The sequence below is a fragment of the Flavobacterium sp. ASV13 genome (genome assembly GCF_000745775.1).
Taxonomy (GTDB): Bacteria; Bacteroidota; Bacteroidia; order Flavobacteriales; family Flavobacteriaceae; genus Flavobacterium.
The window spans coordinates 24,154-36,442 of the sequence record NZ_JQJY01000011.1 but is presented as its reverse complement, the minus strand read 5'-3'; the positions used below and the strand labels follow the sequence as shown (position 1 = coordinate 36,442).

The 12,289-nt window shown below is 32.2% G+C and carries 13 protein-coding genes; 5 read left to right on the top strand and 8 right to left on the bottom strand.

Annotation, left to right across the window (positions count from 1 at the left end):
* Nucleotides 1–5: 5 nt before the first annotated feature.
* The 8 genes from GQ47_RS20365 to GQ47_RS20330 all read right to left on the bottom strand — a co-directional run bounded on the left by GQ47_RS20365 (nt 6) and on the right by GQ47_RS20330 (nt 6,949).
* Nucleotides 6–959 (bottom strand): phosphoribosylaminoimidazolesuccinocarboxamide synthase, encoded by a 954-nt coding sequence (locus GQ47_RS20365; RefSeq protein WP_035652435.1) that lies wholly within the window; start codon nt 957–959, stop codon nt 6–8.
* A 130-nt stretch (nt 960–1,089) separates the two neighbouring features.
* The gene (locus GQ47_RS20360) at nt 1,090–3,438 is read right to left on the bottom strand and encodes a S9 family peptidase (protein WP_035652433.1); all 2,349 of its coding nucleotides are present in this window, start codon (nt 3,436–3,438) and stop codon (nt 1,090–1,092) included.
* Nucleotides 3,439–3,594: 156 nt separating this feature from the next.
* Nucleotides 3,595–3,774 carry a hypothetical protein gene (locus GQ47_RS20355; protein WP_035652430.1) on the bottom strand — a complete coding sequence of 60 codons (180 nt, stop codon included), beginning with the start codon at nt 3,772–3,774 and terminating at the stop codon, nt 3,595–3,597.
* 12 nt (nt 3,775–3,786) lie between these two features.
* Nucleotides 3,787–4,182 carry a hypothetical protein gene (locus GQ47_RS20350; RefSeq protein ID WP_035652427.1) on the bottom strand — a complete coding sequence of 132 codons (396 nt, stop codon included), beginning with the start codon at nt 4,180–4,182 and terminating at the stop codon, nt 3,787–3,789.
* Nucleotides 4,183–4,293: 111 nt separating this feature from the next.
* Nucleotides 4,294–5,121 (bottom strand): Cof-type HAD-IIB family hydrolase, encoded by an 828-nt coding sequence (locus GQ47_RS20345; protein ID WP_035652422.1) that lies wholly within the window; start codon nt 5,119–5,121, stop codon nt 4,294–4,296.
* A 125-nt stretch (nt 5,122–5,246) separates the two neighbouring features.
* Nucleotides 5,247–5,609 carry a DUF1801 domain-containing protein gene (locus GQ47_RS20340; protein ID WP_035652420.1) on the bottom strand — a complete coding sequence of 121 codons (363 nt, stop codon included), beginning with the start codon at nt 5,607–5,609 and terminating at the stop codon, nt 5,247–5,249.
* 8 nt (nt 5,610–5,617) lie between these two features.
* Complete coding sequence (locus tag GQ47_RS20335) at nt 5,618–5,875, bottom strand: DUF7660 family protein (protein WP_035652474.1); 258 nt, start codon at nt 5,873–5,875, stop codon at nt 5,618–5,620.
* Nucleotides 5,876–5,998: 123 nt separating this feature from the next.
* Complete coding sequence (locus tag GQ47_RS20330; protein WP_035652417.1) at nt 5,999–6,949, bottom strand: PhoH family protein; 951 nt, start codon at nt 6,947–6,949, stop codon at nt 5,999–6,001.
* 183 nt (nt 6,950–7,132) lie between these two features.
* On the opposite strand from GQ47_RS20330, the gene GQ47_RS20325 reads away from it, so the two are divergent.
* From GQ47_RS20325 to dnaN, 5 genes are all read left to right on the top strand, one after another.
* Nucleotides 7,133–7,960 carry an SAM hydrolase/SAM-dependent halogenase family protein gene (locus GQ47_RS20325; protein ID WP_035652415.1) on the top strand — a complete coding sequence of 276 codons (828 nt, stop codon included), beginning with the start codon at nt 7,133–7,135 and terminating at the stop codon, nt 7,958–7,960.
* Nucleotides 7,961–8,157: 197 nt separating this feature from the next.
* Nucleotides 8,158–8,454 (top strand): putative quinol monooxygenase, encoded by a 297-nt coding sequence (locus GQ47_RS20320; RefSeq protein ID WP_035652412.1) that lies wholly within the window; start codon nt 8,158–8,160, stop codon nt 8,452–8,454.
* Between the two features lie 68 nt (nt 8,455–8,522).
* Nucleotides 8,523–9,248: a gliding motility-associated ABC transporter permease subunit GldF gene (gene gldF, locus GQ47_RS20315; protein WP_035652410.1), complete on the top strand. Its 726-nt coding sequence runs from the start codon at nt 8,523–8,525 to the stop codon at nt 9,246–9,248.
* Entirely contained in the window at nt 9,248–10,933 is a 1,686-nt protein-coding gene (gldG, locus tag GQ47_RS20310) for a gliding motility-associated ABC transporter substrate-binding protein GldG (RefSeq protein WP_035652408.1), read from the top strand. Before gldF ends, gldG begins: the two co-directional genes overlap by 1 nt.
* A gap of 106 nt (nt 10,934–11,039) precedes the next feature.
* On the top strand, nt 11,040–12,158 hold the full coding sequence (gene dnaN / locus GQ47_RS20305) for a DNA polymerase III subunit beta (RefSeq protein ID WP_026730732.1): 1,119 nt from the start codon (nt 11,040–11,042) through the stop codon (nt 12,156–12,158).
* Nucleotides 12,159–12,289 lie beyond the last annotated feature (131 nt).

The following is a 12,289-nucleotide window of genomic DNA, read 5'->3' as shown; positions in this document are numbered from 1 at the left end:
AATTACTATTTTGAAGAAAGGTAATCTAATACATTTTTTTCAATACGTTGGTCAATATTGTCAATATCAGCTTTAACGAATTTTTCTCCTAAGATATTCTCATACAATTCGATATATCTTTCAGAAACAGATTCTATATATTCATCAGACATGTCTGGAATTTGTTGTCCTTCCTGACCTTGGAAACCATTTTCAATCAACCAACGACGAACAAATTCTTTTGATAATTGTTTTTGCTCCTCCCCTTTTGCTTGTCTTTCTGCATATCCATCAGCGTAAAAATAACGTGAAGAATCTGGTGTGTGGATTTCGTCAATTAAAACGATAACGCCGTCTTTCGTTTTTCCGAATTCATATTTTGTATCCACTAAAATTAATCCGCGAGATGCAGCAATTTTAGTTCCTCTTTGAAACAAAGCACGAGTATATTTTTCTAAAATCAAATAATCTTCTTCAGAAACAATTCCTTTTGAAAGAATGTCTTCACGAGAAATATCTTCATCATGAGAACCATTATCTGCTTTTGTAGTTGGCGTAATAATTGGTTCAGGAAATTTGTCGTTTTCTTTTAATCCTTCAGCCATTGTTACACCACAAATTTGTCTTCTTCCTGCTGCGTATTCACGAGCCGCATGACCTGAAACATAACCACGGATAACCATTTCTACTTTAAAAGGTTCGCATAAATGCCCAACTGCAACGTTTGGATCTGGAGTAGCGATTAACCAATTTGGAACAATATCCTGAGTCAACTCCATAAATTTTGTTGCAATCTGATTCAAAATTTGTCCTTTGTATGGAATTCCTTTTGGCAAAACCACATCAAAAGCAGAAAGTCTGTCTGTTGCTACCATTACTAAAAGCTCGTCGTTAATATTGTAAACTTCTCTAACTTTTCCGCGGTAAACTGATTTCTGATTCGGAAAATTAAAATTTGTGGTTGTGATAGTATTACTCATTATCTGTAGTTGTGTTGTTTTTTATTGAATGCAAATTTAAAACTATTTAAAACAAAAAAAGAATCTATTTAGATTCTTTTTTCAGTTCAGTCTATTGTTACTCCCGATAGCTATCGGGAGCAACTAAAAACTATTTTTTCAAAAGTGTCGAATTAAATAAATTCAAGATTCTACCATATTCATCAATCCATGAATACGTTTCTTTAAATCCATGAGATTCAACTGGGAAAGAAGCCAAACTCCAATTCTTTTTCTCTAATTCAATAAAACGCTGTGACAAACGTACAATATCTTTATATTCAACATTATCATCAACCATTCCGTGCAGCATCACTAAATTTCCTTTTAAATTATCTGCAAAATAAATTGGAGAACTTTTTTTGTATGCTTGTGGATCTGTTTCAGGGAAATTCAAAATATTTCCTGTATAACCGTGATTATAATGTGCCCAGTCTGTAACCGAACGCAACGCAGCGCCCGAAGTAAACTCACCCGGAGTTGTCAACATTCCCATTAGAGTAATGAAACCTCCGTATGAACCACCATAAATACCAACTCTGTCAGCATCAATTCCGTATTTTTCGACTAATACTTTTTTACCATCTAAATGATCAGATAAATCCTTTCCGCCCATAAAACGATAAATTCCAGTTCTGAAATCACGTCCATAACCGTCACTTCCTCTATAATCGATGTCTAAAACAGTGTAGCCTAAATCAGTCAGCAAATTATGGAACATATATTCTCTGTAATAATTGCTCCAAAAATTATGTGCATTTTGAAGATATCCAGCGCCGTGAACAAAAATAACAGCTGCTTTATTTTTAGTTTCTGCAGTTGGTGTATATAATCTTGCATTTACCGGAGTTCCATCTTGCGCTTTAAACGTAATTACTTCAGGTGTTCTCCATTGGTATTTCTTGAAATCTTCAGTAACCGAAGACGAAATTTGTTCCAAAGAAGTATTCTTTTTATTTTCAGCAACATAAAAATCCCATGGAATATTTTTATAAGAATAACGAACTAAAAGTGATTTTTCGTCTGGCGAAATCACTACTTCATGTGCGCCATCTTTTGTTAAAATTGGCTGTAAAATTCCATCAGCAGGAACTAATTTATAGAATTCTCTATTTCCTGGATGTGTTGTATTTGTACTCAAGTAAAACACTTTTTTATCCTTAGATAAAGTCACGTCACGAACTTCCCAATTTCCTTTTGTTAATTGTGTTTTCTTTTTTGTCTTTACATTATAAGTATATAAATGAGAATATCCTGTAGCTTCAGACTGGAAATAAATCGTTTCATTATCGGCTAAAAATTCTAAATTTCCTGATGCAAATGAATACGACGGAATCCCAGGACCACCAATCCAGGCTTCATCATGCTGGTATTCAATTTCTTCGAAAGTTCCTTTATCCAAATTTAAATTTACAAGCCATCTGTCTTTATTATCCTGGCTTCTGATTTCAACAATTGCTAAAGATCCGTTTTCATTATAAACAGGTGCTTGAGCAACAATCAGTTTATCTTCTTTTGGCTTATTCTTTAGATTTTCATAATCCTGAAAATACTTTGGCGTATCCTGAATATGACTTAAAGTTGAAAAATTTACATAATAAACAGAATCTTTAGCAACCGAATAAATTCCGAATTTCGTTTTTACAAAATTATTTGTCGAAACTTTTTCTTTCGTTTCTGGATTTTGGTTATAACCGTCAGAAGTAATAAAAACTTCCATTTTTTCTTGCTTTACTTCATTTTCTTCAACTAATCTGAAAGTCGCAAAATTTCCATTTGGATTTACTTTTAAACTTGTAAATCTGTCTTTTCCATAAAAATATTCTTTAGCAAAATCAGATTTTATCGCTTTTGACTTAGCAAGATTCCATTGTTTTTTAGCTTCCTTATCTCTAATAAACTGGAATAATTCTTTTTGTTGTGTGTTTAAGAAAGTTTCCTTTTCTGGTTTTGATTCTTTTTTAGCTCCTTTACTAAAATTCGTAATCTGCAAAACAGTTCCTTCTTTAGTATTGTATTTGAAAATATTATCGTTTTGAGAAAAGAACAATATTCCAGCTTCAGATCCTAATTGCAAATTAGATATCGCTGCCGATTGCTGAATCAATTTTTTACTTGTTTGTGACTTAATTGAATAAGAATACAAGCTTCCTTTATCTACATAATAAACAATATCAGAACCCGGTTTACTTTTGAAATCCATTTGAGAAAAAACAGCTTCTTTTGGCTGAACTACTTCTGGCTTTGTCATTCCTTTTTGCCAATAATAAGTACTTGTTCCCAATTCATCCTTCGGATTCCATTCAAAATAAACCTTTTTTCCGTCTAAAGACCAGCGTCCATTAGTGGGTTGATTTCCAATGAAAGATTCTCCTTTCATTATTTCTTCTAATTTTAATTTCTGAGAATTTCCGGTTATGGAAAGCAATAGAAAAGCAAGAATAAAACTGTTTTTTATCATGGTAGTTACATTTGAGAAAACAAAAATACACTTTGAAAACTATTAAAAAAATTGTTTTTATTCAATCAAACATATTGTATTAGTTATCAATATCTTATAAAAAATAAATCCTCAATTGTTTCTATTGAGGATTTTATATAAAATCTAATAAAAGTGTTATTTAAAACTCAAAATTCCTTTTCCAAAAGATTTAATTGAATTATCTAAATTTCCAAGTGTAGTTTCGGATAGCTTTTTAAAGTCGGTTGCTTTTACAATTAGAATTTGCCCTTGATCTTTTGCCGGTGCATTCGGAACAAAAACAACTGCATTACCGTCTTGATCTTCTTCTATCAAATGTGCAGGCTGTCAATAATTTCCATTTTTTAATAAAATTGGCAAATCAGAGCTTGGTTTTTTCTTTCTTCCTTTTAATTTTTCTTCCGCTTCTTTTTTGTTTTTTTCATAACCTGGCAAAAATATCATTAATTTATCATCGACCCATTTAGTGAATCTTCTTAATAATGACAAACGCATTAAGTAGCCGCTTAAATAAATCAAAACTATCAAAATAATACCGCCAGCAATGTCTGTAGCGTATTTTCCTAACACAAGATCGAGACGCAGAAAATGTGCAAATTTTTCACCATAAGTCTGGAAAAATTTCCAAACTTTTCCCAATAACACAAAAAATACAAGAAGTGGTAATAAAACTAATGCTCCCGAAATGCAATTTCTCTCAACTTGACCTAAAAATTCTTTCATCGCTAAACAAATTAAGGTTATAAAAAAAGAGCTGATTCTTAACGAATTAGCTCTTATAAAAATAACTATAATTTATCATTCAGCAAAAAGCCAAATTCAAAACATTCCTTATTAACTCACAAACTCTTTGTTTAGAATTTTTGATGCTATATATCTTGCAACGCCATCTTCGGCATTTGTTTTAATAACTTCTAAATTTGGCAAAGTTTCTTTCAACAAAGCTGGAGCATTTCCCATAATCAATCCTTTTCCTGCTGATGCAAGCATTTGAACATCATTAAATCCGTCACCAAAAGTCATCGCTTCTGCTAAAGTAAAACCTTCCTTTTCAAGAACTTGTTCAATAGCAACTGCTTTATCTACAGACTTGTCCATAAATTCCAAACAAGTAGGTAAACTAAAGGCGTGATGTAAATGTTCTGATGAATTGGCCAGAATAGCATCTTTTAATTTTACTAATTTCTCATGATTGTCACATGAAAAGAAAATTTTAATAGCGCCAAAATCTTCTATTGTTTTGTAATCAACTAATTCGGGGCGGTATTTTAAATCTGCTTGAAATGAATTAAGTTTTTCGTTCCATTTATTGGTTTGCCAAACATTTTCTTTGAACAAGACAACTGTAATTTCCGGATCGATCTCAACATTTAAAGCTGCTTTTACCACATCGCTGTCTAAATCAAAAGAAAAGAGCTGTTCTTTCTCTGGCGAATGAATTCTTGCGCCGTTTGAGCTCACTAAATAAACCGGAACTTCAAGCGTGTCAATAATTCCCATTGCATCCAAATGATGACGGCCTGTGGCTACAACAATAAGATAACCTTGGTTATGCAATTCTTGAAAAATAGATTTTGTATATTCTGAAATTCTATGCTGAGGGTTGAGTAAAGTTCCGTCAAGGTCACTTACTACAACTTTTATATTTTTAAGTTTTGTCATATTAATTATCAAATATTTTGATGTGCAAATTTAAGGTTTTAAGATAAGAAGACCAAAGTTAAAAGGCTTTTGCAAGCTGAAATACGGCAAGTTTATTATTTATTTAACTATTTCGTTAAATAAATTCAAATCTTTACAATTCCTGATTTATATAAATTTAATGCTTTTACTAAAACCGATTCAATTTGTTCCAAAGGCAAATCCTGATCAGCATCAAACAACATTATTTTCATTCTAGAACGAGCTTCCTGAAGCAAAAAAGGTTCATCAAAATACTTTCCCTCTACAATACTTAAATAAGGTTTTTTGAACTTTTTATGAATCCATAAATAGCAGAACATTTTTCCTTTATAGCAGAAAAATGGCATTCCGTATTTTAGAACGTGCGTAATGTCTTTGTCTTGTTTTAAGACAATATCACGTAAAGCAAGAAATGTTCCTTTTATGGGTTCTTCTTGATTTTGGTAGAAATCATCTAATTGCTTCATTTTCTGATTTATTCGTAAATTCTAGCTCCTTTAAAAATTTCAGAAAAAGTTTTCCAATCTGGTTTATCAGCATCAACATTCTGGTGCGTATTATCATAATAGCCTTGAATATCTTTTGCATAAGAACACAAAGCTTCTAAAAAATCTGGCAAAGTTTTATTTTCCCTTCTTTCAGGATGATCTAAAAGATCTTCATGCAATAATCCGATAAATTTCACAAAAGTTTCTCTATCCTTAACTTCGAAATCATTGATTATATCCTTCATAAAAATTCGATTAAAAAAATATTCGTTTTGCACCTTTCAAAAAGAAATAAGCACAAAACGAATATTAATAAATGTTAAAACACATTTTACGATTTACATTTAACATTTCACTAAAATTAAACTTTAGTCGTGATTTTCTATTTGCTTGTAAGCGTCGATTACCTTTTTCACTAATCTGTGGCGAACGATATCTTTATCATCCAGATAAATAATTCCGATTCCTTCAATGTCTTTCAGAACCAAAATTGCTTCTTTAAGACCAGAAATAGTTCTTCGTGGTAAATCGACCTGACCAGGATCACCCGTAATCATAAACTTGGCATTTTTTCCCATACGGGTCAAAAACATTTTCATTTGTGAGTGGGTTGTATTCTGCGCTTCATCTAGAATTACAAAAGCATTATCAAGTGTGCGTCCGCGCATAAATGCCAGAGGCGCAATCTGAATAATTCCTTTCAAGATGTAATCTTCGAGTTTTTCATTCGGAAGCATATCGCGCAAAGCGTCATAAAGTGGTTGCATATAAGGATCCAGTTTTTCTTTCATATCTCCGGGTAAAAATCCGAGGTTCTCCCCTGCTTCTACTGCCGGACGCGTTAATATGATCCTTTTTACTTCTTTATCTTTTAGCGCTTTAACAGCCATTGCAACGCCTGTATAGGTTTTTCCAGTTCCAGCAGGGCCAATTGCAAATACCATGTCATTTTTTTTGATGGTATCTACCAGTAACTGCTGGTTTGGCGTCATGGCTTTGATAATTTTACCGCCAACTCCGTGAACTAGTATTTTATCGTGATCATAAGCTTTTTTTTCTTCCTGACCATCGCTCATTATTACACGTTCAATTACATTATCATCAATGTTGTTGTATCTGGTAAAATGAAGCATCAGCCTCTGAAATCTCTTTTCGAATTCATCTAAAACTTCTTTTTCGCCAAAGGCTTTCAAAGTTGTCCCTCGCGCTACTATTTTAAGCTTTGGGTAGTACTTTTTGATTATTTCAAGATGAGAATCCTGCGCGCCCCAAAAGTCTTTTGGAGCGATGTCTATAAGCTCTATAATTCTTTCGTTCAAATGAGATAAATTTAAATTAAAAATAAATTTGTTTTGTAAATCTATGGCTGTCGGGTATGTTCATATCTTTAAACGCAAATTGTCTTTTCTTTCTTTCAATTTGTATTTACTATTACTAGATTTGCATTTCTCAAATTTAATGAAAATTAGATTTAAATACTATCAATAGTTATAAACAAAATGATGTCAATAATTACCCTTACTACTGATTACGGCTTAAAAGACCACTTTGTTGGTTCGCTGAAGGGTAAAATTATTTCTGAACTTCCAGATGCAAAAATTATTGACATTTCGCATGACATTGATCCATTCAACACAGCCGAAGCTAGTTACGTTGTTGGAGCATCATATTTGAGTTTCCCAAAAGGAACAGTTCACTTAATTGGAGTCGATATTGAACGCAATAAAGAGAATCAGCATATTGCTATGCAATGGAACGATCACTTCTTTATTTGTGCCGATAACGGAATTTTAAGTATGCTTACGCAGAAAATCGTTCCGCAGAAAATTGTCGAAATTAATATTCATGACCGTTTTCCGAGTGAATTCAGTGATTTGGATATTTTCATACAAGTTGCCTGCCACATTGCAAAAGGCGGTTTGCTGAATGTAATTGGCAAAGAAATTCCAGCTGTCAAAGAAGTTACAGAACTTCAGGCGGTTGTTGCTGCAGATGGAAATTCCCTAAAAGGATACGTTATATATATTGATCATTTTGGAAACGTAGTGACGAATATTTCTAAAAAACAGTTTCTGGAAATTTCCCGCGGACGTCCGTATGAAATTGTGATGAAACCAAAAAGTATCAAAACCATTCTTCCGAATTATTCGGCAATTGCAACTTCTGATAAATATCCGATTAAAACGTATGAAGGGGAAAAACTGGCCATTTTTAACGAAGCTGGTTTCCTTGAAATTGCTATTTTTAGAAGCAATCCTTCAAAAGTTGGTTCTGCTAATAGTTTGTTGGGATTGAATTATCGTGATGTTATTACGGTTAAATTTTTATAGAAATAGCCCACAGATTTAACTGATTAAGCGGATTTACACTGATTTTTTTGTCATTTCGACCAAAGAGAAATCATGACTTTATAATATTTTAAAATTTCATAAAAAGAACAATCAATTTTGGTATTTTTGCGCACCTGAAAAGACTTTAGATATTCAACAAATCTAAAATCTAATATCAGAAATCTAAAATTGAGTATATGTTCGTAAGAATAGTAAAAATGAGTTTTCACGAAGAAAAAATTCCTGATTTTCTGGAGAATTTTGAATCAGTGAAAGAAAAAATACGAAATGCAGACGGAAATCGTTTTTTAGAATTGTATCAGGATAAAAATGACAAATGTATTTTCTTTACTTATAGTTATTGGGAAACTGAACAAGATTTAGAAAATTACAGAAATTCTGAATTATTCAATACAGTTTGGGATTTTACAAAGAAATTATTCAATGCCAAGCCTGAAGCTTGGAGCGTTGACAAATTGGTTAGCTTAAATTAGTTTCAAGTTTCATGTTTAGCGAGTAACTTGAAACATGAAACTTGAAACAATAAAAAACAAAAACACAAATGAAATCAATCATTTTACGAGAAATAAAATCCTTTTTTGGTTCTCCTATTGGCTATTTGGTCATTGCGATTTTCTTAATCAGCAACGGACTATTTTTATGGGTATTTGAAGGAGATTACAATATCCTAAATTCAGGTTACGCTGATTTGACTCCATTTTTCACTTTAGCACCTTGGATTTTAATTTTCCTGATTCCGGCTGTAACTATGAGAAGTTTCTCTGATGAAAGAAAACAAGGAACACTTGAATTGCTTTTAACCAAACCACTTTCTGTTTGGGAAATTGTAAACGGAAAATTTTTCGGGTCATTGTTGCTGATTATTTTAGCAATTATCCCAACATTCATTTATGTGTTCGTAATTTCTGATTTAGGAAATCCAGAAGGAAATATTGATATGGGAAGCACAATTGGTTCTTATTTCGGATTATTATTTTTGATTGCTTCTTATTCTGCAATTGGAATTTTCACTTCTACTCTATCCGAAAATCAGATTGTTGCTTTTATTATCGCAGTTTTCCTTTGCTTTATATTCTATTTTGGTTTTGAAGGTATTGCCTCTTTAATTCCGGGAGAATCGACTCTAATTTCGGCTTTTGGAATGCAGGATCATTTTAAAAGTATGAGTCGAGGTGTTATCGATACTCGTGATGTAATTTACTTTTTAAGTATCAGCGTATTATTTTTATCTTTTACCGTTTATCAATTAAAATCTTTTAAAGCGTAATGAAAGTATCTAATAAATTAAATTTAAAGACATTAGGCATTACAATTTTTATTTTAATTGTTTTAAATGTTCTCGGAACTTTATTCTTCCATCGTTTTGATTTAACCAAAGACAAACGATATACTTTATCTGAAACTTCTTTAAATATTGTAAAACAGGTTAAAAACCCGCTTTCAATCAAAATTTATATGCAGGGTGAACTTCCTGCAGACTTTAGACGTTTACAGCAGGAAACCAAACAATTACTAGAAGAATTTCAGGCCTACAACAGCAATATTGTTTTCGAATTCGTAAATCCAATGGAAAACGAAGACGAAAGCATGGAAATAGTAAAATCGCTTTACCAAAAAGGACTTACACCAGTAAACATTACTGTTGACGATAAAGGAAAGCAATCTCAGGCTATGGTTTTTCCTTGGGCAATTGCCGTTTACGACAATAAAGAAGTTAATATTCCATTGTTGAAAAACATCATGGGAGCTAATACTGAGCAAAAAGTAAAAGGATCGATTCAGCATTTAGAATACTCAATTGCTGACGCTATCAATAAAATTACAAAAGCCAAACAAAAGAAAGTAGCTTACATAAAAGGAAACGGAGAATTAAATGAAGTTCATGTTGCTAACTTGCTACGTCAAATAAAAGAAAGCTATTATATTGGTCCTTTCACATTAGATTCTGTTGCAAAAGATCCAAACGGAACTTTAAATGCTCTTAAAAAATACGACTTGGCTATTATCGCAAAACCAACACAAACTTTTTCTGATGAAGAAAAAGAGGTTTTGGATCAGTTTGTTATGAATGGCGGAAAAACAATTTGGTTAATTGACCAAGTTGCTGCTGATATGGACAGTTTATATAACCAATCTGGTGCGACTTTGGCTTACCCAAGAGATTTGAATTTGAATGACATGTTCTTTAAATATGGATTTAGAATTAATCCTGATTTAGTAAAAGATGAACAAGGAAGTCCATTAAAATTAGCAACTGGAGAACAAGGAAGTGCAACACAATATCAGAATTTTATCTGGAAATTTGCTCCAATTGTTATACCAACAAGCCAACATCCGATTGTAAAAAATTTAGGCGGAATCAAATTTGATTTTGCTAACCAAATCGACACTTTAAAAAACGGAATTAAAAAGACAGTTTTACTGCAATCTTCTCAATATTCTAAAAAAATTGGAAGTCCAACAGAGATCAATTTGAATATTGTGACAGAAAAGACTTCTCCGCAAGATTATTTAAATAAAGGAAATCTTCCGCTTGCTGTTTTATTAGAAGGTTCTTTCTATTCTGCATTTCAAAACCGTGTTTTGCCTTTCAAAGAAAGTTCATTTCAGGCGCAAGGAAAACCAAATAAAATGATTGTGATTGCCGACGGAGATTTGACAAGAAATCAATTGGACAAAAACATGATGCCAGTAGAATTAGGCTATGATCAACGCACAGGAAATCTATACGATAATAAAGATTTCATGATGAACTGCATCAATTATTTGCTGGACGATACCGGACTTATTAACATTAGAAGTAAAGATGTAGAACTGCCTTTATTGGATAAAGATAAAGTTTATGAAAATTACACGGTAACTCAATTCATAACTATCGGACTTCCAATTCTAATTTTATTGGTTTTCGGACTAGCTTTTACCTTCATCAGAAAAAGAAAGTACAGTAAATAGATGTTAATAAAAAAATGTCATACTTTAGATAGTTTACGATATATTTGTAATCCTTATCTTTAGACCCCAAATCCTAAAGAATACATCAAAAAATAAAATATAACAGATGAAATTTATAGTATCGAGTTCGTACTTATTAAAACAATTACAAGTTTTAGGTAGTGTAATCAATAGTAACAACACGTTGCCTATTTTAGACAACTTTTTATTTGAACTAGACAATGATGCGTTGACAGTTTCGGCTTCAGATCTTGAAACTACTATGTCGGCTACATTATCAATCGATTCTAAAAGTAAAGGAAGCGTTGCTGTACCAGCTAAACTTTTGCTTGAAATTTTAAAAACGTTTCCAGAACAGCCTTTAACTTTTACAGTTGAAGACAACAATACAGTTGAAATTAGTTCTAATTCAGGGAAATATGCATTAGCTTATGCTGCTGGAGAAGAATTCCCAAAATCTGTTAGTTTGGAAGATCCATCTGTAACATTAGTTCCTGCTGATGTTTTGGCAACTGCTGTAAGCAAAACTATTTTTGCTGCCGGAAATGATGATTTACGTCCGGTAATGTCTGGAGTATTCTTCCAGTTTTCACCAGAAGGATTAACTTTTGTTGCTACAGATGCTCACAAATTAGTAAAGTATGCACGTACAGATGTAAAAGCATCTCAGGTTGCTGATTTTATTATGCCAAAGAAGCCTTTAAATATCTTAAAAAGTATTTTAGGAAGTTCTGATGCTGAAGTAAAAATTGAATACAACGATTCAAATGCGACTTTCTCATTTGACAATTATATCTTAATGTGTCGTTTGATCGACGGAAAATATCCAAATTACGAAGCGGTAATTCCAAAAGAAAATCCAAACAAATTAATGATTGACCGTTCTTTATTTTTAAGTTCTGTTCGTCGTGTTGCGATTTTCTCAAACAAAACAACACACCAAATTCGTTTAAAAATCGCTGGAGCTGAATTAAATGTTTCTGCCGAAGATATTGATTACTCAAACAAAGCTGAAGAAAGATTGACTTGTGATTATCAAGGAGATGATCTTCAAATTGGTTTCAATTCAAGATTTTTAACAGAGATGCTTACTAACTTACAATCTGACATGATTATGTTAGAAATGTCATTACCAAACAGAGCTGGAATCCTTACTCCTGTTGATGGTCTTGAAGAAGGCGAAACAGTAACAATGCTGGTAATGCCTGTAATGTTAAATAGTTAACATCAAAACTTCTTTTTGTTACAGGGATTTTTTTTAGTTTCGAATTAAAGACATATCATTGTAAAAAAAAATATCGCTATTAACCAACCATTTTTTATACCTAGAAACCGCAATTCTTTTTTTAAGATTTG

Bases quoted from the DNA above. Each gene is read 5' to 3' on its own strand.
- GQ47_RS20340 (WP_035652420.1), bottom strand. From the start codon at position 5,609: ATGAAGCAATTAGATGATTTCTACCAAAATCAAGAAGAACCCATAAAA.
- GQ47_RS20350 (WP_035652427.1), bottom strand. From the start codon at position 4,182: ATGAAAGAATTTTTAGGTCAAGTTGAGAGAAATTGCATTTCGGGAGCA.
- gldF (WP_035652410.1), top strand. From the start codon at position 8,523: ATGAAATCAATCATTTTACGAGAAATAAAATCCTTTTTTGGTTCTCCT.
- GQ47_RS20335 (WP_035652474.1), bottom strand. From the start codon at position 5,875: ATGAAGGATATAATCAATGATTTCGAAGTTAAGGATAGAGAAACTTTT.
- GQ47_RS20325 (WP_035652415.1), top strand. From the start codon at position 7,133: ATGTCAATAATTACCCTTACTACTGATTACGGCTTAAAAGACCACTTT.
- GQ47_RS20345 (WP_035652422.1), bottom strand. From the start codon at position 5,121: ATGACAAAACTTAAAAATATAAAAGTTGTAGTAAGTGACCTTGACGGA.
- GQ47_RS20320 (WP_035652412.1), top strand. From the start codon at position 8,158: ATGTTCGTAAGAATAGTAAAAATGAGTTTTCACGAAGAAAAAATTCCT.
- GQ47_RS20360 (WP_035652433.1), bottom strand. From the start codon at position 3,438: ATGATAAAAAACAGTTTTATTCTTGCTTTTCTATTGCTTTCCATAACC.
- dnaN (WP_026730732.1), top strand. From the start codon at position 11,040: ATGAAATTTATAGTATCGAGTTCGTACTTATTAAAACAATTACAAGTT.
- GQ47_RS20365 (WP_035652435.1), bottom strand. From the start codon at position 959: ATGAGTAATACTATCACAACCACAAATTTTAATTTTCCGAATCAGAAA.
- gldG (WP_035652408.1), top strand. From the start codon at position 9,248: ATGAAAGTATCTAATAAATTAAATTTAAAGACATTAGGCATTACAATT.